The organism is Microbacterium sp. NPDC056003, assembly GCF_042274785.1.
Classification (GTDB): Bacteria; Actinomycetota; Actinomycetes; order Actinomycetales; family Microbacteriaceae; genus Microbacterium.
Window position 1 is genome coordinate 80,931 of sequence record NZ_JBHJXQ010000003.1, and the last position, 23,762, is coordinate 104,692.

The 23,762-nt window shown below is 70.5% G+C and carries 21 protein-coding genes; 9 read left to right on the forward strand and 12 right to left on the reverse strand.

Going from position 1 to position 23,762, the window contains the following annotated elements:
* Window positions 1–6: 6 nt before the first annotated feature.
* Window positions 7–1,461, reverse strand: a complete 1,455-nt coding sequence (locus ACFC1W_RS12770; protein ID WP_375993087.1) for a carboxylesterase/lipase family protein — start codon at window positions 1,459–1,461, stop codon at window positions 7–9.
* An 81-nt stretch (window positions 1,462–1,542) separates the two neighbouring features.
* On the opposite strand from ACFC1W_RS12770, the gene ACFC1W_RS12775 reads away from it, so the two are divergent.
* From ACFC1W_RS12775 to ACFC1W_RS12785, 3 genes are all read left to right on the forward strand, one after another.
* Window positions 1,543–2,742: an acyltransferase family protein gene (locus ACFC1W_RS12775; RefSeq protein ID WP_375993090.1), complete on the forward strand. Its 1,200-nt coding sequence runs from the start codon at window positions 1,543–1,545 to the stop codon at window positions 2,740–2,742.
* A 64-nt stretch (window positions 2,743–2,806) separates the two neighbouring features.
* Entirely contained in the window at window positions 2,807–4,930 is a 2,124-nt protein-coding gene (locus ACFC1W_RS12780; protein ID WP_375993092.1) for a RecQ family ATP-dependent DNA helicase, read from the forward strand.
* Between the two features lie 133 nt (window positions 4,931–5,063).
* A complete protein-coding gene (locus ACFC1W_RS12785) occupies window positions 5,064–6,086 on the forward strand; it encodes an isopenicillin N synthase family dioxygenase (protein WP_375993094.1) in 1,023 nt (340 codons plus the stop codon).
* 287 nt (window positions 6,087–6,373) lie between these two features.
* Here ACFC1W_RS12785 and rpsO read toward each other — a convergent pair whose 3' ends face one another.
* Window positions 6,374–6,643 (reverse strand): 30S ribosomal protein S15, encoded by a 270-nt coding sequence (gene rpsO, locus ACFC1W_RS12790; RefSeq protein ID WP_005048780.1) that lies wholly within the window; start codon window positions 6,641–6,643, stop codon window positions 6,374–6,376.
* Between the two features lie 178 nt (window positions 6,644–6,821).
* Between rpsO and ACFC1W_RS12795 the strand changes: the two genes are divergently transcribed.
* From ACFC1W_RS12795 to ACFC1W_RS12805, 3 genes are all read left to right on the forward strand, one after another.
* On the forward strand, window positions 6,822–7,043 hold the full coding sequence (locus ACFC1W_RS12795; RefSeq protein ID WP_241113105.1) for a DUF167 domain-containing protein: 222 nt from the start codon (window positions 6,822–6,824) through the stop codon (window positions 7,041–7,043).
* Window positions 7,040–8,350: an MFS transporter gene (locus tag ACFC1W_RS12800; protein ID WP_375993097.1), complete on the forward strand. Its 1,311-nt coding sequence runs from the start codon at window positions 7,040–7,042 to the stop codon at window positions 8,348–8,350. Before ACFC1W_RS12795 ends, ACFC1W_RS12800 begins: the two co-directional genes overlap by 4 nt.
* 83 nt (window positions 8,351–8,433) lie before the next feature.
* A complete protein-coding gene (locus ACFC1W_RS12805; RefSeq protein WP_375993100.1) occupies window positions 8,434–9,420 on the forward strand; it encodes a DMT family transporter in 987 nt (328 codons plus the stop codon).
* A gap of 35 nt (window positions 9,421–9,455) precedes the next feature.
* Here the strand turns inward: ACFC1W_RS12805 and ACFC1W_RS12810 are convergent, their stop codons facing one another.
* The 3 genes from ACFC1W_RS12810 to ACFC1W_RS12820 all read right to left on the reverse strand — a co-directional run bounded on the left by ACFC1W_RS12810 (window position 9,456) and on the right by ACFC1W_RS12820 (window position 11,972).
* Window positions 9,456–10,022, reverse strand: a complete 567-nt coding sequence (locus tag ACFC1W_RS12810; protein WP_375993103.1) for a YceI family protein — start codon at window positions 10,020–10,022, stop codon at window positions 9,456–9,458.
* Window positions 10,023–10,197: 175 nt separating this feature from the next.
* The gene (locus ACFC1W_RS12815) at window positions 10,198–10,566 is read right to left on the reverse strand and encodes an FKBP-type peptidyl-prolyl cis-trans isomerase (RefSeq protein ID WP_241113108.1); all 369 of its coding nucleotides are present in this window, start codon (window positions 10,564–10,566) and stop codon (window positions 10,198–10,200) included.
* A 188-nt stretch (window positions 10,567–10,754) separates the two neighbouring features.
* On the reverse strand, window positions 10,755–11,972 hold the full coding sequence (locus tag ACFC1W_RS12820) for a PrsW family intramembrane metalloprotease (protein WP_375993106.1): 1,218 nt from the start codon (window positions 11,970–11,972) through the stop codon (window positions 10,755–10,757).
* Window positions 11,973–12,035: 63 nt separating this feature from the next.
* On the opposite strand from ACFC1W_RS12820, the gene ACFC1W_RS12825 reads away from it, so the two are divergent.
* A complete protein-coding gene (locus ACFC1W_RS12825; protein WP_375993109.1) occupies window positions 12,036–12,899 on the forward strand; it encodes a fumarylacetoacetate hydrolase family protein in 864 nt (287 codons plus the stop codon).
* 112 nt (window positions 12,900–13,011) lie between these two features.
* Here ACFC1W_RS12825 and ACFC1W_RS12830 read toward each other — a convergent pair whose 3' ends face one another.
* From ACFC1W_RS12830 to ACFC1W_RS12850, 5 genes are all read right to left on the reverse strand, one after another.
* The gene (locus tag ACFC1W_RS12830) at window positions 13,012–13,509 is read right to left on the reverse strand and encodes a DUF4190 domain-containing protein (RefSeq protein ID WP_375993111.1); all 498 of its coding nucleotides are present in this window, start codon (window positions 13,507–13,509) and stop codon (window positions 13,012–13,014) included.
* Between the two features lie 58 nt (window positions 13,510–13,567).
* On the reverse strand, window positions 13,568–15,043 hold the full coding sequence (locus tag ACFC1W_RS12835) for an aspartate ammonia-lyase (RefSeq protein ID WP_375993113.1): 1,476 nt from the start codon (window positions 15,041–15,043) through the stop codon (window positions 13,568–13,570).
* Between the two features lie 140 nt (window positions 15,044–15,183).
* Window positions 15,184–16,092: a phosphodiesterase gene (locus tag ACFC1W_RS12840; RefSeq protein WP_375993115.1), complete on the reverse strand. Its 909-nt coding sequence runs from the start codon at window positions 16,090–16,092 to the stop codon at window positions 15,184–15,186.
* A gap of 48 nt (window positions 16,093–16,140) precedes the next feature.
* Window positions 16,141–16,473, reverse strand: coding sequence for a peptidase (locus tag ACFC1W_RS12845; protein WP_375993118.1), 333 nt, complete (start codon window positions 16,471–16,473; stop codon window positions 16,141–16,143).
* Window positions 16,470–17,771 (reverse strand): anion permease, encoded by a 1,302-nt coding sequence (locus ACFC1W_RS12850; RefSeq protein WP_375993121.1) that lies wholly within the window; start codon window positions 17,769–17,771, stop codon window positions 16,470–16,472. The genes ACFC1W_RS12845 and ACFC1W_RS12850 overlap by 4 nt, the downstream gene beginning before the upstream one ends.
* Window positions 17,772–17,959: 188 nt before the next feature.
* On the opposite strand from ACFC1W_RS12850, the gene ACFC1W_RS12855 reads away from it, so the two are divergent.
* Entirely contained in the window at window positions 17,960–20,083 is a 2,124-nt protein-coding gene (locus ACFC1W_RS12855) for a S9 family peptidase (protein WP_375993122.1), read from the forward strand.
* Between the two features lie 393 nt (window positions 20,084–20,476).
* The gene (locus tag ACFC1W_RS12860) at window positions 20,477–21,388 is read left to right on the forward strand and encodes an endonuclease domain-containing protein (protein WP_375993125.1); all 912 of its coding nucleotides are present in this window, start codon (window positions 20,477–20,479) and stop codon (window positions 21,386–21,388) included.
* Between the two features lie 134 nt (window positions 21,389–21,522).
* Here the strand turns inward: ACFC1W_RS12860 and ACFC1W_RS12865 are convergent, their stop codons facing one another.
* Together ACFC1W_RS12865 and ACFC1W_RS12870 are read right to left on the reverse strand one after the other, a co-directional pair.
* Window positions 21,523–22,551, reverse strand: coding sequence for an ATP-dependent 6-phosphofructokinase (locus ACFC1W_RS12865; protein WP_241113118.1), 1,029 nt, complete (start codon window positions 22,549–22,551; stop codon window positions 21,523–21,525).
* A gap of 90 nt (window positions 22,552–22,641) precedes the next feature.
* Window positions 22,642–23,742: a hypothetical protein gene (locus tag ACFC1W_RS12870; protein ID WP_375993128.1), complete on the reverse strand. Its 1,101-nt coding sequence runs from the start codon at window positions 23,740–23,742 to the stop codon at window positions 22,642–22,644.
* Window positions 23,743–23,762: the final 20 nt, after the last annotated feature.

The window sequence follows — 23,762 nt, forward strand, 5'->3', positions numbered from 1 at the left end:
GGCAGACTACCGCTCCGGAAGGCCCGCGAGCTCGTCCTGACGCGGCGCGTAGTCGATGTGCCCGCCATCGGCATCGAAGGCCTGCACCGGCCGAAGCTCCGACCAGCGCTCCCACCCCGGATCGCCGTCGCGGATGAACGACACCCAGGCGCCGTGCATCGCGTCGGCGAGCGCGCGCGGCCCGTCGGTGCCGCCGAGGGCGACGGCGTCCGGGGTGTCGAGCCGGTCGAACACGAAGCCGAGCTCCATCGCGTGAGCGGCGCCGAGTCCGTCGACGGGGCTCCGCCAGCGGAACTCGTACACCCAGGTGGGTGCGGCGCCCTCGATCCGGCTGTCGGCGAAGCGCGTGATCGGGCCGCGCAGCACGATGTCGGTCATGACCTCGCCCAGCAGCTCGCCGGGAGTCGCACCGGGGCGACGACGGCGGTGCGCCTCGACGATCCGCTTCGGCACGCGGGCGGCGAGACGAGCCAGCGTGAGGGTGGTCGTGGTGACCCGTTCCACGGCACCGCTCGGGACGAACCACAGGCGGTACTCCTCGCTGGTGGAGCCGATCAGGACGGGGATGCCGCGCCCCGCGCCGCCTCGCAGAGCGTCGAGCGGGTTCGACGGCACCGCCGCACCCCCGATCGCGAGCGCGACCGACGGACCACGGCCGAGCGGCGACGCGCCCGCCGAGACGGCGGTCTGCGCTGCGGCGAGGTCCTCCGGTGCGACACCGGCGAATCCTTCTCGTGTGGCGGGCACTCCGAGGCGCTTCGCGATCGCACGCGACATGCGGCCGGCTCTCTCACACGGCTGAGCCGACAGGGGGCCGCTCTGCAGGACGGCCTGATCGAACAGCTCCCCGGCGTGCGGCAGGGCGAGCAGGGCGGTGAGCGTGTTCGCGCCGGCCGACTGGCCCATCGCCGTCACGCGGCCGGGGTCGCCGCCGAAGGCGGCGATCTCCCGGCGCACCCACCGCAGCGCCGCCTCCTGGTCGAGTACGCCGAGGTTCTGCGGCACGCCGTCGAGCACCCCGAAGCCCTCCTGGCCGAGCCGGTACTGGACGGACACGTACACGATGCCGTGGCGTGCGAACGACACTCCGTCGTAGATCGGCAGCGCCGCCGATCCGCGGGTCAGCGCACCGCCGTGGACGTAGACGACGACCGGCAGCGGTTCACGCTCAGCGCGATCGGAGGGCGTCCACACGTTGACGGTCAGCGCGTCGGCGCCCGGGATCTCGACGGTCGGCAGGTAGGGCGCGAGCGCCGGCGGATAGACCGTCTGCGGCGCCGTGGGGCCGAAGGCCGAGGCATCCCGCTCCCCCTCCCACGCGGTGGGAGGAGCCGGTTCGCGGAAGCGGAGCTCTCCGACGGGAGGCGCCGCATAGGGGATGCCGAGGAACCGATCGATCCCGTTCTGCCGCACACCGCGCAGGCGTCCGCTCGAGATGGACAGGACAGGGGAATCGGGCATCCCACGCTCCTCGGGTCATCGACGGCTCTCGGCCGCGCACCGGCGCGCGGCGAGACCCCCAGGATAGGGTGGCAACGCGCCATGACCGATCCAGCGAACGCCTCCGACGCGGCCTCCACCGCTCCCCCGCTGACCGGGAGCACCGCCGTCGCGCGCGCCAAGCGCCGGACGCCGTTCTGGGACAACGCCCGCTTCGCCTGCATCGTGCTCGTCGTGCTCGGTCACGCCGTGCAACGGCTGACCTACGACTCCGACATCGCGCTCGGCCTGTACCTGCTGATCTACGCGTTCCACATGCCCGCGTTCGCGATCATCTCGGGCTACTTCTCGAAGTCGGATCCGCCCAACCGCCGCCAGATGGCGCGCGTCGTCACCGACATCCTGCTGCCCTACTTCATCTTCGAGGGCCTGTGGACGCTCACGAAGTGGATCGTCGAGGGCAGCGCCAACCCGAACCTCACCCAGCCGTCGTGGACGCTGTGGTTCCTGCTGGCGCTCGGCATCTTCCGCCTCGTGCTGCCGTACCTCGCGCTGCTGCGCTGGCCGCTGCTGTGGACCGTGGCGATCTCGATCGGCGCCGGGTACCTGCCGAACATCGACTCGACGTTCTCACTCTCGCGCACGCTCGGCCTGCTCCCGTTCTTCACCCTCGGCTGGTGGCTGCGCGAGCACGACGTCGTGGAGCGCTTCGGGCTGCTCGCGCGACGCCGATGGAGCGTCACGCTCGCGGCGGTGGCCGTGTTCGCGGTGGCGGGGTGGTCGGCCTGGTACTTCGTCGACGGCTGGCGGGCCATGAACCTGCGCGAGTGGCTCTTCTACGACGACAACTACGCGGCGCTCGGCGGCACCGAGTGGTGGGCGGGCGGCGTGCGACTCGCGCTCATGGCGGCCGCGATCGTGCTCAGCGCCGCGTTCTTCGCGCTGCTCCCGCGCGGGACCCACTGGTGGACGCACTTCGGCCAGTACACGATGTACGTCTATCTGCTGCACTCGTTCGTCCTCTACCCGTTCCGGGAGTCCGGCGTGCTGCGCGACCTCGAGCCGACGTGGCTGTGGCTGCCGATCGTCGTCGTCGCCTCGGTGCTCATCGCGCTCGGCCTGGCGACCCGGCCGGTGCGGCGCGTGTTCCGACCGCTCGTCGAGCCGCGGCCCACGTGGCTGTTCGCCGATCGCGCCCTCGCCGGACTCGAGGGACGCCGCAGCGACCCGACCGGATCTCGCCGCCCGCGCGAGGCTCCGAAGCCCGTGCGCCCGCGTCCCGATCCCCGCCAGAACGGGTGACACCGATCCGCGTGCGGCGGCCACCGATGCGCGCGACGTCGGTCCTGCCGGGTACGGTCGCGGGGTGAGCGACGACACGACCGACCACTTGCATACCGAGGCGCTGGCGGCGCTGCGCCGGCTCGTCGACCGCGACGACGCGACCTTCCACGACGGCCAGTTCGAGGCGATCGAGGCGCTCGTGCACGGCCGCTCCCGGGCGCTCGTCGTGCAGCGCACCGGGTGGGGCAAGTCCGCGGTGTACTTCGTCGCGACGCTGCTGCTGCGCCGCCGAGGCGCCGGGCCCACGATCCTCGTCTCGCCGCTGCTCGCCCTCATGCGCGACCAGGTCGCGGCGGCCGAGCGCGCGGGAGTGCGCGCCGCGAGCATCAACTCTGCGAACCCGACGGAGTGGGACGACGTGCTGTCGCGGTTGCGCGCCGACGAGCTCGATGTGCTGCTCGTCAGCCCCGAGCGCCTCAACAACCCGCGCTTCCGAGACGAGCAGCTGCCGGCCCTTCTGGCGCGCATCGGGCTGCTCGTCGTCGACGAGGCGCACTGCATCTCCGACTGGGGGCACGACTTCCGTCCCGACTACCGTCGGCTCCGCGACCTCATCGCCGGCATGCCCGCCGACGTGCCGGTGCTCGCCACCACAGCCACCGCCAACGAGCGGGTCGTGCACGACGTGGAGGAGCAACTCGGCGCCGGGGGCGTGGGCGTGCTCACGATCCGCGGCCCGCTGGCGCGCGAGTCGCTGCGGCTGGGTGTGCTGACACTTCCGGATGCCGCGGCCCGCCTCGCCTGGCTCCTCAGCCATCTCGGCGACCTGCCCGGCAGCGGCATCATCTACACGCTCACGGTGTCGGCCGCGGAAGACACCGCCCGGTTGCTGCGCGAGGCCGGCCACGAGGTGCGTGCGTACACCGGCCAGACGGATACCGCGGAACGCGAGGAGTCGGAGCGGTTGCTGAAGGAGAACCGGCTCAAGGCACTGGTCGCCACGAGCGCCCTCGGCATGGGCTTCGACAAGCCCGACCTCGGCTTCGTCATCCACGTGGGCGCGCCGTCGACGCCCGTCGCGTACTACCAGCAGGTCGGCCGCGCCGGCCGCGCCACCGAGCGAGCCGACGTGCTGCTCCTCCCCGGGCCCGAGGACGCCGCGATCTGGCAGTACTTCGCGACGGCCTCGATGCCCGACGAGGTGAAGGCGTCCGCCGTGCTCGACGAGCTCGCCCACGAGGGCGGTCCGCTCTCGACGGTCGCGCTCGAGGCGCGCGTCGACATCCGCCGCAGCCGGCTCGAGCTGCTCCTCAAGGTGCTCGACGTGGACGGCGCGGTCGACCGCGTGCAGGGAGGCTGGGTGTCCTCCGGAGCATCGTGGACCTACGACGCCGAGCGCTACCGACGGATCGCCGACGCGCGCACGCGCGAGCAGCAGTCGATGATCGAGTACGAGACGACCTCGGAGTGCCGCATGGAGTTCCTCCAGCGCGCCCTCGACGACCCCGCCGCCGCGCCGTGCGGGCGGTGCGACAACTGCACGTCGCCCTGGTACCCGACCGATGTGGACCCGGCCACCACAGTCACCGCCGGCGCCGCCATGGATCGCGTGGGCGTCCTGGTCGAGCCGCGCGCACAGTGGCCGAGCGGCATGCCCAGACTCGGGCTCGAGCTGCGCGGCAACATCGCGCGCGACGAGCGTCTCGAGCCGGGGCGGGCGCTCGCGCGTCTGACCGACCTCGGCTGGGGTGGGCCGTTGCGCGCGCTCTTCGCCCCCGGCGCGCCCGACACCGAGGTCTCTCCGGCGATGGCGTCCGCCTGCGTGCGCGTGCTGGCGGAGTGGGACTGGGAGGCCCGGCCGGCCGCGGTGGTGGCGATGCCGTCGCGCACGCACCCCCGCCTGGTGAGCTCGCTCGCCCGCACGATCGTCGAGGTGGGCAGGCTGCCGCTGCTCGGCTCGCTGGAGCTCACCGGGTCAGGTCCGGGCGGGAATGGCGGAAACAGCGCCTACCGTCTGGCCGGAGTGGCGGAGAGCTTCGTCGTCGGTCCCGCGCTGCGGTCGGCGATCGCCGGCCTGGAGGGCGCGCCGATCCTGCTCGTCGATGATCTCGTCGACAGCCGCTGGTCGCTCACCGTCGCCGGTCGCCTGCTCCGTCAGGCCGGTGCCGGGCCGGTGCTGCCCTTCGTGCTGGCCGCTCGCGCCTGACGCCCAGGCGCCGGGCTGCGCGGACACGAGCATCGTCGTGTCCCGCCGGCGCGATGTCGGGTCGTCGATCGGGTGCATGGTCATCGACTGCAACAAAGAAGCGGATGCCGCGGCATCCGCCTACTCTCGGCACATGAGCGACCTCACCCTGCCGATCCTCGATCTGTCCCAGCTCGACGAGGGCCCCGAGGCGGCCGCCCGATTCCGCGACGAGCTGCGGGCGGCGACGCACGACGTCGGGTTCTTCTACCTCACGGGCACGGGAGTCACGCCGCAGCTGGAGGAGCGCCTGCACCGGGCGGCGCGCGACTTCTTCGCACTCCCCGAAGCCGACAAGCTCGCCATCGAGAACCTGAAGAGCCCGCACTTCCGGGGGTACACGCGCATCGGCGGCGAGCGCACGCAGGGCAAGGTCGACTGGCGCGAGCAGATCGACATCGGCCCCGAGCGCGAGACGGTCGCCGACCCGGGCGCGGCCGACTTCTTCCGTCTCGTCGGGCCGAACCTCTGGCCCGAGGCTCAGCCCGAGCTGCGCGAGGTCGTGTCGGAGTGGCACGACCACCTGTCCGGTGTCGCCCGCAAGCTCCTTCGGGCCTGGGCGCTGTCGCTCGGCGCGCCCGAGACCTACTTCGACGAGCACTTCGGCGAGCCCTCGACGCTGATCAAGATCGTGCGCTACCCCGGCAAGGAGGACCCGACGCCCCAGCAGGGTGTCGGCGCTCACAAGGACTCCGGCGTGCTGACACTGCTGTGGGTCGAACCGGGCAAGGGCGGCCTGCAGGTGCAGCGCGATGGCGAATGGGTCGATGCTCCGCCGGTGCCGGGTGCGTTCGTCGTCAACATCGGCGAGCTGCTGGAGTACGCGACTCAGGGCTACCTCGTCGCGACGAACCACCGGGTGATCTCGCCGGCCTATCCGGATGACCGCATCTCGGTGCCGTTCTTCTTCAACCCCGCCCTCGACAAGCGCCTGCCGCTGATCGACCTGCCGCCCGAGCTCGCGGCGGAGGCGCGCGGAGTCACCCAGGACCCGGCGAACCCCATCCACGCGCTCTACGGCGAGAACGCGCTCAAGTCGCGTCTGCGCGCGCACCCCGACGTGGCCGAGCTCCACCACGCCGACCTCCTCGCCTCCCGCGGCGCCGCAGCGACCTAGTCCGCCTGCTCGCCGCGGCCGAGGCAGCCTAGGCCGCCTACGGCGCCGGACCGCCGCAGCTCCGAAGGCCGCGGCATCCGCTCGCCTGTGCCGTCTCTCTTTCTCTCCCCCGAAATCAGGGGATCTGGCGAGATCAGGACAGAATCGTCGAAACCGTCCTGACTGCGCCAAATCCCCTGATTCGGAAGAGCGGATGCCGCGGCACCTGGGAATGACGAAGGCCTCCCCACACCGTGGGGAGGCCTTCCAAGAATGTTTTGCGCGATTGAACGCTGGTTCGCTCTGCCTTATCGACGCAGACCGAGGCGCTCGATGAGCGAGCGGTAACGGTTGATGTCGATGTCCTGGAGGTAACCCAGGAGACGGCGGCGCTGACCGACGAGCAGGAACAGCCCACGACGCGAGTGGTGGTCGTGCTTGTGCTCCTTGAGGTGCTCGGTGAGGTCCTTGATGCGCTGCGTCAGCATCGCGACCTGCACCTCGGGGGATCCGGTGTCACCGGGGTGCGTCGCGTACTCTTCGATGATCGCCTTCTTGACGTCTGCTTCCAGTGCCATAAAGTGATCCCCTTTCTCGTCGTTGCGCGGTGCCCGACGCCTGATGCGTGAGCTCTCTTTATCCGCGGCCGATCAAACGGCAACCTCAAGAGTCTACCAGCCGGAACGACCCGGACGGTACGGGGACGGACGGTACGGGGACGGACGCGCACTCCGCCGGCCGGGTTAGCCTCGAAGGATGCAGTACACCGTCCGCGTCAAACCCGGCAGCCGGCGCGGACCGCTGGTCGAGGCATCCGACGACGCTCTTGTCGTCTACGTGCGCGAGCGCGCCGTCGACGGCGCCGCCAACGACGGCGTCGTACGGGCGCTCGCCGCGCACTTCGGCGTCCCGCGCAGCGGCGTGACGATCCTCCGCGGCCACACCGCGCGCATCAAGCGCGTCGAGGTCGACGAGTGAGCGACACGGAGCGCCGCAGCCACCTCATCGATCTGAGCCCGTTCCGCGAGAGCCCTGCGTTCACGCGGATGTGGATCGGCTCCACGCTCGCGGGCCTCGGCGGCCAGCTCACGATCGTGGCGATCATGCTGCAGATGTACGACCTCACCGGGTCGACCTTCGCCGTGGCGATGATCGCCGTCGCCGGACTCGTGCCGATGATCTTCGCGGGCATCTACGGCGGCATGCTCGCCGACGCGTTCGACCGCCGCGCCGTCGCGCTGATCGCGGCGACCATCACGTTCGGCTCCACGGCGCTGCTGGCAGGACTCACCTGGGCGCAGCTCGAGACGGTCTGGTGGCTCTACGCCTTGAGCATCGTCAACTCCTCCGCCAACTCGATCGTCATGGCGACGCGCCAGGCGATCGTGCCGCGCCTCCTCCCCCGGCGGCTCCTGCCCGCGGCATCGGCCCTCGGCGGCATCACGGTCGGCATCATGGTCATGGCAGGCCCCGCGCTGGCAGGCGTCCTCGTGGCACTCACCGGGTACGCCTGGACCTACACGCTCGACGTGGTGCTCATGCTGTCGCTGTTCCTCGGACTCTGGACGCTCCCGAAGCTGCGCCCCGAAGGCGAGACGGTGCGCCCGGGTATCGAGTCGCTGCGGGACGGCTGGCGGTTCCTGCGGCGGGCGTCGAACATCCGACTGCAATTCATCCTCGACATCATCGCCATGACGTTCGGGCAGCCGCTCGCGCTCTTCCCCGCCATCGGCGCCGTGCTGCTGGGCGGCGGTCCGATCACGACCGGCGTGCTCACCGCATCCGTCGCCGTCGGCGCGTTCGGCTCGAGCCTGTTCTCGGGTCGCGTCGGCGCGGTGCGGCACCAGGGGCTCGGCATCGAGCGGGCGATCCTGGTGTACGGCACGTCGATCGTCGCCCTCGGTCTCGTGCTCGGCGCGGCGGCGCTGGGCTGGTTCGCACCCGACGGCGTCGACGCGCAGACACCGAACCTCGTGCTCATCGTGCTGGCGTGCCTCGTGCTCGCGGTGTCGGGCGCCTCCGACAACGTCAGCTCGATCTTCCGCAACACGATGGTGCAGGCCGCTGTGCCCGACGCCATCCGCGGCCGCCTGCAGGGCGTCTTCATCGTCGTCGTCGCGGGAGGACCGCGGCTGGGCGCCCTGTATGCCGGCACCCTCGCCACGCTCACCGCGCTGTGGTTCCCCCCGCTCCTCGGCGGCTTCGTCATCGTCGGCCTGGTCGCGACGCTGGTGCGGCTCAGCCCGCGCTTCCGCGCCTACGACGCCGAGAACCCGGTGCCGTAGCCGAACGGCCGCACACCGGCGGATTTCGGACGTCGCACCCGCCCAGCGCGTTCGACGTCGGCGCGCGAGCGTACCGTGAAGCCGTGACCACGACACGGACGAGCCCCACGGTGCGCGAGAGCGGCGTGCCGTCGGCGCGATGGATCACCGTTCAGTTCGTGCTCGCGGGCATCGTGTGGGGAGCGAGCTTCCTGTTCATGAAGGTGGCGCTGACGGGCATCTCACCCGCGCAGGTCGCCTGGACGCGCATCCTGCTCGGTGCGCTCACACTGGGCGCGCTCGTGCTGCTGCGGCGCGAGTCGCTCTCGCGCAGCCTGCGCGTGTGGGGTCATCTGACCGTTCTCGGGCTGACGTTCTGCGTCGTCCCGTTCCTGCTCTTCTCGTGGGCGCAGCAGCACGTGAGCTCGGGCGTCGCGAGCATCTTCAACGCGACGATCCCGATCATGACGGCGATCATGGCGTGGCTCGTCTTCCGCGTCGAGAAGCTCAAGCTGCTGCAGGTCCTCGGCATCGGCGTCGGCATCCTGGGCGTGGTCGTCATCATCGCGCCGTGGCAGGGAATCTCGCTCGACGGGAGCCTGGTGGCGGAGCTCGCGATCCTCGGCGCGACGGCCAGCTACGGCTTCAGCTTCGCCTACATGCGCCGGTTCGTCTCGAACACCGGGATGTCGGCGCTGGCCTTCACGTTCGGCTACATCGCCATGGCGGGCGTCGTGATGACCCTGCTCACGCCGTTCCTCGTCCTCACGCCGGTGCAGCTCGACCTGCCGATCATCGTCAGCCTCGTCCTGCTCGGGTGCCTGGGCACCGGGATCGCCTACGTCTGGAACCAGAACACCGTCCGCGCGTGGGGTCCGACGCGGGCGTCGACCGTGACGTACATCACCCCCGTCGTCGGCGTCATCCTCGGCATCCTGATCCTCGGCGAGACCATCTCATGGAACGAGCCGCTCGGCGCGCTCGTGGTGTTCCTCGGCATCCTCCTCGCCCAGGATCGGCTGCGTGTCGGGCGACGCGGACACGCCGAAGGGGCGACGGCCGCAGCCCCCGCCCCTTCGATCTCACGCTGAACGCCCCGCCCCCCTCGAGCGGCCGGGACCCGAGCTCAGTCCTGCTGGAGCGCGCCCTGCAGGTCGAGCGTGATCGTGATGTCCTTGCCGACGAGCACGCCGCCGGTCTCGAGCGCGGCGTTCCAGGTCAGGCCGAACTCCTCGCGATTGACGACGGCCTTGGCGGTGGCGCCGGCCTTGTAGTTGCCCCACGGGTCGGTGCCGAAGCCGCCGAACTCGAAGTCGAACGTGACGGGCTTGGTGATGCCTCGGATGGTGAGGTCGCCGTCGACGAGGAAGTCCCCGTTCTCGACGCGGGCACCGGTGGAGCGGAACTCCATGGTCGGGTGGTTCTCGACGTCGAAGAAGTCGGCCGAGCGCAGGTGGTTGTCGCGTCCCTCATCCTTCGTGTCGACCGAGCTCACGTCGACACTCGCCTCGACCTTCGCTTCGAGCGGGTTCTCGGGAGCGACCAGCGTGGCGCTCTTCATGCCGAACGTGCCGCGCACCTTCGAGATCATCATGTGGCGCACGCTGAACGTGACCTCGCTGTGAGCAGGGTCCAGCACCCAGGTGCCGGTCTTGTAGCCGGGGATGTCGAGCGTCGAGGCGGTGTCGGTCATGGTGGTCCTTCGTGTCGGTGAGTCGCGGTGTGCGACGGGCATACGGAGTCCAACGCCACGGTCGCGTCTATCTATTCCGATGAATAGAGATTTTCTCGGCCGACCACCTCCCGCGCGCACGCAAGAGGGGCGGATGCCGCAGCATCCGCCCCTCTGTCGTTTGTCGCCGTGCGGCTCAGCCGACCGCGATGAGATCGATGATGAAGACCAGGGTCTTACCGCCGAGGAAGTGCCCACCGGCGGGGCCGTACGCGAGGTGCGGCGGGATCACGAGCTCGCGGCGGCCGCCGACCTTCATGCCCGGGATGCCGTCCTGCCAGCCCTGGATGAGGCCGCGGAGTGGGAACTGGATGCTCTCGCCGCGGTTCCACGACGAGTCGAACTCCTCACCGGACTCGTACTCGACACCGGCGTAGTGGACGGTGACGGTGTCGCCGGGCTTGGCCTCGGCTCCGTCGCCCACGATGAGGTCGCGGATGACGAGCTCGGTGGGGGCGGGGCCCTCGGGGGCGTCGAACTCGGGCTTGGTGCGGTCGTCAGTCATGTGTCCATCCAACCCGAGCGGGTCCGCCGGGTCAACGCGAGCACCCGGCGCGGGAGGCGCCTCGCACAAGACTCAGCGCTCGGTGTCGCGGCGATGCCTGCGTAACGACCGAGCGCTGAGTTGATCTGCCCCCAGGATGCAGGGGGCCCCGCGAACATGTCAAGACCCCGCTCCGGGACACGCCGGTTCTACGGGGCGAACAGGGCCGCGCGCGCCGCCGTCGCGCGGTGCAGCAGCAGCCGCTCGTCTTCCGCGGCGTGCGGATCGCGGCCGCTGATGGCGCGCTGGCGGGCTGCGGCGAGCGCCGTGGCGTCGGCGATGAACTCCTTCATGAGGCGCGTGCGGTCGCCGCGCAGCGTCCCCGCCCAGGCGAGCCCGGCCTTGCGGCCCGCTCCGGTCGCGAGCATGTCGGCCTCCTGCACGGTGAACCAGCCGGCGTCGGCGTACTCGCCGAGCCGGCGCCGGGTGAGGCGCGACTCCTCGCGGCGCAGGGCGATGATCCCGAGGATGAATCCCACGAACAGCGGCACCTGCAGGGTGACGTACAGCGCCCAGAAGTCGCCCAGCACGGCCGAGCCGTTCCACAGCGCGTGCAGCACGGTCGCGCCGATCATGCCGGCGATCCACGGCCCGATCGCGCGTCCGGCACTCGCACCCCGGCGGGCGGCCAGGCCGAGCGCGAAGCCCGTGACGCTCGTGAACATCACGTGCGCGAACGGCGAGAGGATGCCGCGCATGAAGAACGTCACGGTCGTGTCGGCGGCCCCGCCCTCGAGGAAGCTCACGGCGAAGTACTGGATGTTCTCGGTGAAGGCGAACCCCGCGCCGATAAGCGCGCCGTAGACGATTCCGTCGACGGGACCGTCGAACGCCCGCCGCGCCGTCACGAAGATGATGTAGACGCCGAGTCCCTTGCCGAACTCCTCGACGATCGGTGCCTGCACGATGGCCGACAGCGCATCGGCTGCAGGTGTCGAGGCGGGGCCGAACACCATCGACAGCACCAGGTCCACGCCGAGGGCGATGGCCACTGCCGCGATCGCACCCCAGGCGACCGCGAAGACGACGAGTCCGGCGGGCTCGGGCTCCCACCGGTCGACGATCCGCACCGCGAGCAGCACGCCGGCGAGCGGGACGAGGGCGAGGATCATTCCGATGAGGGATGCCGCGGGCCCGAGCGCGTTGAGGAAGTATGCGATCAGGGCCACGAGCAGGACCACGAGCAGGCCGCCGATCCAGATCGGCGCCGTGCGGCCCCGGCGTGGCGACACCGGCAGCGCGGTGGGCGAACTCGTCGCCGCGGGGATCAGCGCCGGCGCCGCGTGCCGCGGCTGGGCGAGGGCGGACGGGAAGTCCGGCGGCGTGAGTCCGGGTCGCTGGGGCGCATGGCCGTGGTCGTGCGTCATGCGCACAGCCTAGGGCGCGCTCGGGCCGGGGATCAGCGCCGCCCGGCGGGGTAGGTTGGAGGGATGCGTTTCGCCCATGTGCTCCCGCCTGGGTCGGACGACCCCCGGCTCGTACTCGTGGACGGCGAAGACGCCGTGCTCGTCGAGGAGCTCTTCGACGGCGCACCGCGCTACCTCGAAGAGCTGATCGCCGGCGGTGACGACCTCCTCGCGCGGGTGCGGGACTCGGCGCCCGGCGGCACCCGCCTCCCCCTTGCCGGTCAGCGATACGCCTCGGCGGTGCTCACTCCCCCGGTCATCCTCGCGATCGGCCTCAACTACGCGGCGCACTCGAGCGAGCTGGGACTCAAGACCGACTCGAATCCGACCGTCTTCGTGCTCTGGCCCAACTCCCTGACCGGCCACGACGGCACCACCACCTGGCCGCGATCGCTCAGTGAGTCCATCGACTACGAGGCCGAGCTGGGCGTCATCATCGGCACCCCGGCGAAGGACGTCCCGGCCGACGAGGCCCTCGACCACGTGTGGGGCTACACCGTCGTCAACGACATCACCGCGCGCGACATCCAGTACTCGGAGGCGCAGTGGTCGCGCTGCAAGTCGTTCGACGGCTTCACACCCACCGGCCCGTTCGTCGTGACCGCCGACGAGATCCCCGACCCGCAGGACCTCCACATCTGGACGGTGCTCGACGGTCATACGATGCAGGACGCGTCGACGGGGCAGATGGTGCGGACCGTCGCGACCCTCATCGCGCATCTGTCGAAGTCGGTCACCCTGCTGCCCGGAACCCTGATCTCGACGGGGTCGCCCGGCGGCGCGGGCTACTCGCGCGATCCGCAGGTGTTCCTCCGCGACCGTTCGACTGTCACGGTCGGCATCGACGGCGTCGGCGCGCTCACCACGCACTGCCGCATCCTCGACTGAGCGCACACTCGACCGCGCCGCATCCTCGACCGACGCGCATCCCGACCGCTCCGCATCCCGCAACGACGGTGCCCCCTCCCGTGCGCGGGAGGGGGCACCGTCGTGGACAGGTCTAGCGGTTGACGTCGGAGCACTCGACCGGGAGACCGCGAACGGTCACGGTGCCCTCGAAGCCGACCGCCTGGCACGCTTGGAACGCCTCCGTGCCGAAGGTGATCAACGGGATGACGAGCGCGAAGAATAGGATCACGCCGAGCACCATCAGCACCGCGCTGATGATGATCGCGGCGAGCGCCCAGCCGTTCTTGTGCCCGGCCTTGCGGCTCTGGACGAGCGCGACGATGCCCAGGATCAGCGCGATCAGCTGAACGAAGAACGACAGGATGAACGCGACGATACCCATCGTGCGGCCCGGGATCGTGGCGGACGCGGGGGCACCGTAGGGCGCCTGCGGCGCGGGTGCGTACTGCGGCTGCCCGTGTGCCTCCTGCGGCTGCCCGTAGGACTGCGGCTGCCCGTAGGCAGGGGCGGGCGGAGGATTGGTCGAGTAGCCCGGGGGCGGGGGCGGGACGCTGCCGTCGCCCGGTGCGGGGCTCTGCGGATCGGTCATGTCATTCCTCTCGTGGGGACTCGGGATGACGGTACCGGTCGGTGGCCCGATGCGGCAATCAGATCTGCGGGTCGTCGACGATGATCTCGGCGCTCTTGTCGACGACGGGGATCGCCGCGGTGATGGTCTCCAGTCCCGACAGGCGCGCCGGCGACAGCTGCTTGGTCACCTCTTCCCGCGACATCAGCTCGGCCTCGACCACGAGGTCGGCGACGTTGCGCCCCGTGAGCAGGGCGGTCTTCGCCAGCGCTGCGGCCGCCGCGTAGCCGATGAAGGGCGTGAGCGCGGTGATGACTCCGACCGAGGCGCCGACCATGGCGCCGAGTCGCTCGTGGTTGACCGTGATCCCGTCGACGCAGTTCACCCGCAGCGTGTGCATGCCGCGGCGCATCCACGTGATCGACTGGAAGATCGAGTGCGCGATGACCGGCTCGAACGCGTTGAGCTGCAGCTGACCGCCCTCGACGGCCATCGTCACCGTGAGGTCGGCGCCGGCGACCGCGAAGGCGATCTGGTTGACGACCTCGGGGATCACCGGGTTGACCTTGCCGGGCATGATGCTCGAGCCCGCCTGTCGCGCCGGGAGATTGATCTCGCCGATACCCGCCTGCGGACCCGACGACAGCAGACGCAGGTCGTTGCAGATCTTCGAGAGCTTGATCGCGTTGCGCTTGAGCGACGACGAGAACGACATGAAGGCACCGGTGTCGCTCGTGGATTCGACGAGGTCGGTCGCGAGGTCGAGGTCGAGTCCGCTGATCTGGCGCAGGTGGCCGAGCACGGCTTTGCCGTAGTCGGGGTGCGTCGTGATGCCCGTGCCGATGGCCGTGGCGCCCATGTTGATCTCGTAGAGGAGGTACGCGTTCTCCTTGAGGCGGCTGTAGTCCTCACCGAGTGTCGTGGCGAATCCGTGGAACTCCTGGCCGAGGGTCATCGGCACGGCATCCTGCAGCTGCGTGCGGCCGACCTTGAGCACGTCGTGGAACTCGACGGCCTTGGCGAGGAACGCGCGGCGGAGCAGATCGAGCTCTTCCAGCAGCGTCTGCAGGTCGAGGCCGAGGCCGACCTTGATCGCCGTCGGGTAGACGTCGTTCGTGGACTGGCTGCGGTTGGTGTCGTCGATCGGCGAGAGGAAGGCGTAGTCGCCCTTCTCGCGGCCGGCGAGCTCGAGCGCGATGTTGGTGATGACCTCGTTCGCATTCATGTTGGTCGACGTGCCCGCGCCGCCCTGGATCACGCCCACGACGAACTGGTCGTGGTACTGACCGTCGATCACGAGCTGCGCAGCACGGTCGATCAGATCGGCCTTCTCCGGCGAGAGCACGCCGATCTCGCGGTTCGCGCGGGCCGAGGCCTGCTTGACCATCGCGAGCGCCGTCACGAGGTCGCGATAGACCGAGATCGGCCGCTTCGAGATCGGGAAGTTCTCGAGCGCCCGGGCAGTGTGGATGCCCCAGTAGGCGTCGGCGGGGATCTCGAGGGATCCCAGGGAGTCGGTCTCGGTGCGAGTGCGCGTCATTGCGTCCAGAGCCATGGTGATGTGAATCCTTGTGGGTCGGTCACGGCGGTGTGTGAGGGATGCCTTCACCCTACGCTCGCCGAGTGGGAGACGCGTGTGTACTCGGGGTACACCGGTCACCGTCCGGTGTACACCGCGTCTATCGCGTGCGGAGCTCAGCGCGGCTTGCGCGAGAAGGCCTCGAGGCGCTCTTCAGGCGTCAGCCGCGACATCCGCTCGACCCACTCCGCCGAGAAGTAGTCGCCCGTGGGGGCATCGACGACGGGCACGACGGCGTGCGTGATCGTGTCGTCGTAGACGTGGACGAGGTGGAACGACTGACCGGCGTCCATGCCGTTCACGTCGACGGCCGGGCGGGCCAGGTTCATCGTGTAGCAGGTGGCCGCGGCGACGCTCACGGGGACTCCCGCGAAAGTCCCGCTCGTCGAGTAGTGCAGGTGCCCCGCGAGGATGGCCCGGACGTCGGTGCCGGCGATGACCTCGGCGAGCCGGCCCTGATCGCGCAGCTCGAGGATGTCGAACAGCGGGACGTGCGACGGCAGCGGCGGATGGTGCAGGGCGAGGATCGTGCCGAGTGGCGCCGGCGTGGACAGCACCTCGCGCAGCCAGGCGAGCTGCGCGGGGTCGAGGTCGCCGTGATGCCAGCCCGGCACAGTGGAGTCGAGCGCGACGAGGCGCAGGCCGCCGAGGTCCCACACGCCGGTCACCGGCTCCTCGGTGGGCTCGAGGTCGAGCAGCTCGCGCCGCAACGCGGGGCGCTCGTCGTGGTTGCCGGCCACCCAGACCACCGGCGCGTCCAGGCGCGCGGCCACGGGCGCGACGGCCTCGCGCAGCGCCGCGTAGGCCTCGGGCTCACCCAAGTCGGTCAGGTCACCCGTGAAGACGATGGCATCAGGACGGATGCCGCTGGCCTCGGCCGCCTCGAGCGCGCGCCGGAGATTCGCCGCAGTGTCGAAGCGTCCGCCGAGCCGCCGATTGCCGGCGAGCAGGTGCGTGTCGCTGATGTGCAGCAGCGTGCGCCGCGCGGGAGGATACTGGCCGAACTGGACGGAGGCGGCTGGCATGCCACTCAGCCTAGGCCGCGCCCTCGACGTGACGCGGGCGACGAGGCCTCAGTGGTTGAAGACGATCAGCAGCAGGCCGCCGAGCACCGCGGCACCCGCGACGGCGAAGGAGAGGTACGCGCCGACGAGGGCGACGCGCTTCTGGCCGTCGGTGAGAGGGCTCTTCTTGGCGGCCTTGGCGGCGGCCTTCTCGGCGCGACGCGCCTCCTTCTCGGTGATCACCGTGATCGCGTCGGTGAACTCCGCCGGTGCGACCACCGGGGCGCGACCGGCACGCACGAGCAGGCGCAGGCCGACCGCGTACGCGCTCACCACGATCGTGGCCGCGAGGAACGCCGCGACGAACACCTGCACGAACGCGATCCAGTTGATGACGATCATGCGCCGGCTCCGTTCCTCGGCCCGCGGGAAGATCGCTCGGCGGCCTTGGCTGCCTTGGCGGCCTTCTTGGCCTCGGCGGCCTGCGCGGCCCGCTGGCGCGCCTCCTCGCGCGCGATCGCACGCTGACGCCGCGTGGGCGGGGGGTTGCGCCTGACCTTGACGGCCTTGCCGGAGTGCGCGACTTCACTCATGGCGTTGCCGGCGTTCACCTCGTCGCGGCGGGAGCGCAGGAACAGCCCGGCGATGATCGCGACGGCGAGCACCGCGTCGACGGCGATGCCCCACACGCCGAACCACACGACCAGCAGTGCGGCGAGTGCGCCGACCCCGCCGGCCGCGGGGAGCGTGAGGATCCAGCCGATCATGATGCGGCCTGCGGTGCGCCACCGGACCTTCGAACCGCGGCGCCCGAGGCCCGAGCCGATGACGGAACCCGAGGCGACCTGGGTGGTCGACAGCGCGAAGCCCAGGGCGCTCGACGCGAGGATCGTGGCGGCGGTGGAGCTCTCCGCCGAGAAGCCCTGTGCGGGCTTGACGTCGGTCAGTCCCTTGCCGAGGGTGCGGATGATCCGCCAGCCACCCATGTAGGTGCCGAGGGCGATGGTCACGGCGCAGGCGACGATGACCCACAGCTCGGGCTCGTCGCTGGTCTGCCAGCCGACCGTGATGAGGAGGAGGGTGATGACGCCCATCGTCTTCTGTGCGTCGTTCGTGCCGTGCGCCAGCGCCACCAGTGACGACGTGAAGATCTGGCCCACCCGGAAGCCGTCGCGACCGTCGGGCTTGCTGTCGTAGCGGCGCGTGATCGCGTAGGCGAGCTTGGTCGCCGTGAACGCGATGATCCCGGCGGTGAGCGGAGCGATGACGGCCGGCAGGACGACCTTCGAGACCACCACGCTGAAGTTCACGGCCGTCGCGCCGACGCCGACGATCGTCGCTCCGATGAGACCGCCGAAGAGGGCGTGCGACGAGCTGGACGGCAGGCCCAGCAGCCACGTGATCATGTTCCACGTGATCGCGCCTATCAGCCCCGCGAAGATCACCGCCGGGAGGATCGACGACGATATGTCCTCCTCATGGATGATCCCGCCCGAGATCGTCTTCGCCACCTCCGTCGACAGGAACGCGCCCACCAGGTTGAGCACTGCGGCCAGCAGCACGGCGACCTTCGGCTTGAGGGCTCCCGTGGCGATGGGCGTCGCCATCGCGTTCGCGGTGTCGTGGAATCCGTTCGTGAAATCGAAGAACAGCGCCAGCGCGATCGTCAGCACGACGATGATGAGGGTTGCGGTTTCCACCGTTCGCTTTCCGAAGAGGGGGTGTGGAGAGGAGTGCCGACGGGATCGGCGTGACGAACGAACAGTTCACCGTGAGTTCAGGTACCGGCAACCGGCCAGAAGAATCCTTACACCGCCCTCGCCTCCGGTCAACTTGACAGGGCCTCTCACAGGTACAGCGCAGGCCGGCGGGGTCTAGCGTGGATGCCGTGACCGTCCACGACACCCCTGCCGCAGCATCCGCCCCCGTCGCCGACTCGCGCCCGATCGTGCGCACCCACCACGGCGACGACGTCGAAGACCGCTACGAATGGTTCCGGGCCAAGGAGGACGCGGCGGTCATCGCGCACCTCGAGGCCGAGAACGCCTACACCGACTCGCGCACAGCGCACCTCGCCGGATTGCGCGAGCGCATCTTCGAGGAGATCAAGGGTCGCACCCTCGAGACCGACCTGTCCGTGCCGACGCGGCGCGGGGACTGGTGGTACTACGGCCGCACCGTCGAGGGCGAGCAGTACGGCATCCAGTGCCGCGCTCCGCTCTCCTCGCCCGACGACTGGACGCCGCCGGAGCTCTCCCCCGATGTCGATGTGCCGGGTGAGCAGGTGCTGCTCGACAGCAACGTCGAGGCCGAGGGCCACGAGTTCTTCTCCCTCGGGAGCTTCGAGGTCTCGACCGACGGCCGGCTGATGCTCTACGGCGTCGACGTCGCCGGCGACGAGCGGTACACGGTGCGCGTGCGCGACCTCACGACGGGCGAGCAGCTCCCCGACGTGATCGAGGGCACCTTCGCCGGCGCGACGTTCTCGCCCGACGGCCGCTTCATCGTGTACACGACCGTCGACGATGCGTGGCGCCCCGACACGGTCTGGCTGCACGAGCTCGGCACCTCGGTCGACAGTGACGAGAAGCTCTACCACGAGCCCGACGAGCGGTACTGGGTGGGCGCCGGCTTCACGCGCAGCGACCGCTACCTCGTGATCGAGATCGGCTCGTCCATCACGTCCGAGGAGTGGCTGCTCGACGCCGACGACCTGCGCGGCGAGCCCCGCGTGGTGTGGCCGCGCGCAGAGGGCGTCGAGTACGAGTCCGCGCATGCCGTGATCGACGGCGAGGACGTGCTGTTCATCCTCCACAACGAGGGGGCGCTCGACTTCGAGCTGGTGCGGGTCGCGGCATCCGATCCGACCGGTGATCGCTCCGTCGTGATCCCCCACCAGCCCGGCCATCGCCTCCTGGGCGTCTCGACGTTCCGCGACTGGGGCGTGGTCGGCTACCGCCGCGGCGGACTCCCTCGCCTCGGCATGCTCGACTACGCGAGCGGCGCGGTGAGCGAGATCGAATTCGACGAGCCGCTGTACTCCGTCGGCACCGGTGGCAACCCCGAATGGGCACCGCCGCTGCTGCGTCTCGGCTACGGCTCATTCGTCACGCCCGGGACCGTGTTCGACTACGACGTCGCCACGGGCGAGCGGCTGCTGCGCAAGCGCCAGCCGGTGCTCGGCGGGTACGACCCCGGCGACTACGCGCAGGCACGAGTGTGGGCGACCGCCCAGGACGGGACCCGGATCCCGATCTCGCTCGTCTGGAAGCGCTCCTTCGGCGACGCCGGCGCCGCGCCCCGCCCGGTGCACCTCTACGGCTACGGCTCGTACGAGCACTCGATCGAGCCCGGGTTGTCGATCGCGCGGCTGTCCGAACTCGACCGGGGCGTGCTGTTCGCTGTGGCGCACGTCCGCGGCGGCGGCGAGATGGGCCGCCAGTGGTACGAGGACGGCAAGCTCCTCAGCAAGCGCAACACCTTCACCGACTTCGTCGACTGCGCCCGCCACCTGATCGACAACGGATACACGACGCCGGCGCAGCTGGTCGCCGAGGGCGGATCGGCCGGCGGCCTGCTGATGGGCGCCGTCGCGAACCTCGCCCCCGAGCTGTTCGCCGGGATCCTCGCCGTCGTGCCGTTCGTCGACGCCCTCACCACGGTGCTCGACCCGTCGCTGCCGCTGACGGTGATCGAGTGGGACGAGTGGGGCGATCCGCTGCACAACCCCGACGTGTACGCCTACATGAAGTCGTACTCGCCCTACGAGAATGTGCGGACGGATGCCTCGTACCCGAAGATCCTCGCAGTGACCTCGCTCAACGACACGCGTGTGCTCTACGTCGAGCCGGCGAAATGGGTCGCGCGCCTGCGCGAGGTCGGCGCCGACGCGCTCCTCAAGTGCGAGATGGTCGCCGGCCACGGCGGCGTCTCCGGGCGCTACAACTCCTGGCGCGAGCGAGCGTTCGAGCTGGCCTGGCTGCTCGACACGCTCGGCGTCGCCGACGCCTGACCCCGGGTCGGGTTCGGTTCGGGGAGCGGATGCCGCAGCATCCGCTCCCCTTCGTTGTTGCGCCACTCGTTGGATGACTACGCCACTTGCCCGCAACAGGTGTTCTGGCGGGTACAGGTCGATTCGCCGCGAGTTCGCCTACCTTCGCCGGAACACCTGTCCTGGGCAAGGAGCCGGGCGTTGCCCTTCGCTCGAGCCCGTCGCCCGAAACAGGTGTTCCGGCGCATGCAGGTCGGATTGACGCCCGTCGCCCTCCCTTCGCCAGAACACCTGTTCTGGGGAGGGTGGCGCCGACGGTCGGCGACTCCTCCACCGAAGAGGGGAACGGGACTTCTTCCCCCGATCGTCGGGACATCGTGCCTGACGCCGCTCTTCGGCGACAGGCTCGGCAACGTGGCTCAGATCGTCGAACCCGCCATCGTCGCCCGGCGCCGAGCGCTCATCGCATGGACGCGCCGGCGACACGGCGTGAGCCACACGTCGGATGCGCGAGCGGCGGGCTTCAGCCGGTACGAGATGGCCGACGCCGTGTCCTTCGGCGGGCTCGTACGTGTCCGTCGGTCGTGGCTCGTCACGCCGGACTGCGATCCTCGGCGCGTCATCGCCGCGTCCCACGGCGGCCGCGTGACGTGCGTGAGCGCCGCCGGACTGCTCGGGCTGTGGGTCCCGCCGGCCGAAGACGATGCCGGCGGCATTGCTCAGCCCATTCACGTCGCCGTTCCCGGCACCTCCTCACGACATCCGCGCGACGACACCGTGCTCCACTGGGCGACCGGACCGGCGCCGGTCGGCCGCAACATGACCGAGGAGCCGATCCTCAACGTGCTCTTCCATGTCGCCCACTGCCTGCCGCGATCGGACGCGCTCGCGGTGTGGGAGTCGGCGATCCGGAAGAAGCTGACCGACCCGGCGGTGCTTCGTCGTGTGGCTTGGCGGCGAGCGGAGGCGATCGCCTTGGCCGACCTCGCGTCGTCACTGTCCGACTCAGGTCTCGAGACGCGCTTCGTCGACGGAATGCGTCAGGCCGGAGTGGCGGTGCGGCAGCAGGCCTGGATCGACGGTCACCCGCTGGATGGACTCATCGGCGACTCGCTCGTCGTTCAGCTCGACGGCTTCGAGCACCACGGCAACCCGAGCGCCCGGCGCCGGGATCTCGCCGCCGACGCTCGTTTGGTCACGCGCGGCTTCGTGGTCCTCAGGTTCGACTATCAGCAGGTGCTGTTCGGATGGGACGTCGTGCGGGAGACGGTATTGACGGCGATGGCCCAGGGCGCACACGAGCGACCCGTCGCCCGGTACAGGTGATCTGGCGACCGCAGGACACATCGGGCAGGTGCCGCCCTGCCCTCGGCAGAACGCCTGTTCTCGGCGAGTGGCGAGGTGGAGGTGCCGGTGACGGATGCCGCGGGGCGGCGATCCGCGGAACCCCGGCGGCGGGATCAGCCGAAGAGCGCGGCGGCCTCTTCGTAGCGGTACAGCGGCACGGTGTTGAGCTCGCCGAGGGCGTCGGCGAACGGCACGCGCACGATGTCGGTGCCGCGCATGGCGACCATCTGGCCCCAAGCGCCGTCGACGACCGCGTCGGCGGCATGGAGGCCGAGGCGGGTCGCGAGCACGCGGTCGAAGCCCGAGGGCGAGCCGCCCCGCTGGATGTGACCCAGCACGGTCGAGCGCGTCTCGATGCCGGTGATGCGCTCGATCTCGGGCGCGATGATCTCGCTGATGCCGCCGAGGCGCGGACGATTGAAGGCGTCGAGGCCCTTGTCGCTGTAGGCCTCGTCCATGCCCTTGAGCGTGAAGCCCTCCGACACGACGATCAGCGGCGCACGGCCGCGGTCGTGGGCGCGCGAGACGAGGGCCGCGATCTCGTCGATCGACATCGGCACCTCGGGGATGCAGATCGCGTGGGCGCCGGCGGCCATGCCGGCGTGCAGCGCGATCCAGCCGACGTGACGGCCCATGACCTCGGCGACCATGCAGCGCTGGTGCGAGTCTCCCGTGGTGCGCAGGCGGTCCATCGCGTCGGTGGCGATGTTCACGGCGGTGTCGAAGCCGAAGGAGTAGTCCGTCGCCCGCAGGTCGTTGTCGATCGTCTTCGGAACGCCGAGCACGTTGATGCCGTCGTTCGAGAGGCGGTTCGCCGCCGCGAGGGTTCCCTCGCCGCCGATCGCGATGATGCCGTCGAGGCGGTGGCCGTACATGGTCTTCGCGATGTTCTCGGCGCCGCCGCGCGGCCCCTCGTACGGATTCGTGCGCGAGGTGCCGAGGATCGTGCCACCGACCTTCGAGAGGCCCTTGACCTCGTGACGCGTCAGCGGGAAGAAGTCGCCGTCGACGACCCCGCGCCAGCCGTCGCGGATGCCGACGAACTCGAGGTCGTACGTCGTCGTCCCCTTGAGCACGACGCCGCGGATGACCGCGTTGAGTCCGGGGCAGTCACCGCCGCTGGTCAGGATGCCGATCTTCATAGCTGTGTTCCTCGCTGTCGGGAGAAGAGGGTCGGCGACGCTGCCTCCCCCGACATTAGTGCCGGATGACTCGCCCTGCCACACGAGCGGTCAGGGCGCCACCCTCACCCAGCCTTCGTCGGCGCGCACCCAGCGCTGCTCGTCCGCGGGCCGGGCCAGCGTCCCGCGGAACCAGAATGTCTCGTCGGGGTTCCAGCCCGCCAGCACGGTGGCCCGCTCGCCGTCCACGTCGATCGGGCGCGTGGCCGCCGTGAGGTACCCGAGCACGGTGAGATGCACGGCATCCGCCTCGGCAGCGACGCTCCGCCAGTCGGGGATCACCCACGATCCGACGCGGCCGGTGACGCGGTACCAGTCGTGGCGGCGGGCGGCAGATACATCGAGCGGATGCTGCCGGCACAGCGCCGCCCAGTCGTCGGGGCCGGTGATCTCGATCACGCGCGCGGGATGCCCGTCGACGGGCACCGCGAAGGCCGCGTCGTCACGGAACGAATCCTCCTCGAACCATAGCCGGGCTGGACCGTCCGCACCGAGAGCGCGCGTCGTGCGGACGAGGCCGTGCGGCGGGATCGACCACCAGATGCCCGACCAGTTCGCGGTGGGGTCGGCGGGGCGCTCCCGCGCAGCCCGGGCCTCGTCGAGGGTGTCCCGGTGCCACGCGGCGAGTGCCGCGTCGAGGTCATCGGCCGGACGGGCGCCACCCTCCCACGGCAGCGTCCACTGGCCGGTGATCTCGACCCCGGTCGCCCACCACGCGGCGGCCTGCGACGCCGCGATCAGCGCCGCAGCCGGACCCAGCGCCTCGCGCACCGAAGGAAGAGCCGCCAGCAGGTCCTCGCCATCCGGCGGCTGCCAGTACATGGCGCGGTCGACGCTCGCCTGAAGCGCGTCGCGCAGCCGCTGCGGGGTCGGCGGCAGGAGCGGCATCGATCGGAGCGCGTCCGCGGCGCCGTCGACGGTCACGGCCGGCGGTTCGAACGCGGCGCTGGCCGTCTCCGCTCCGTCTTCGCCGATGGTCAGGACGACGCCGCGATCGGCGGGGTCGGTGAGCGCATGCGCGGCCCAGAAGACCGCGGTCGAGGCATCCCGCCCCTCGTCCGTGTCGGCGTCGAGAGCGCACGCCCGCGCATACTCGAGGCACAGCCGACGACCGCGCGGACCCGCGAGCAGCAGATCCGCATCGAAAGCCATCCGGTCACCCTAGCCGGTGG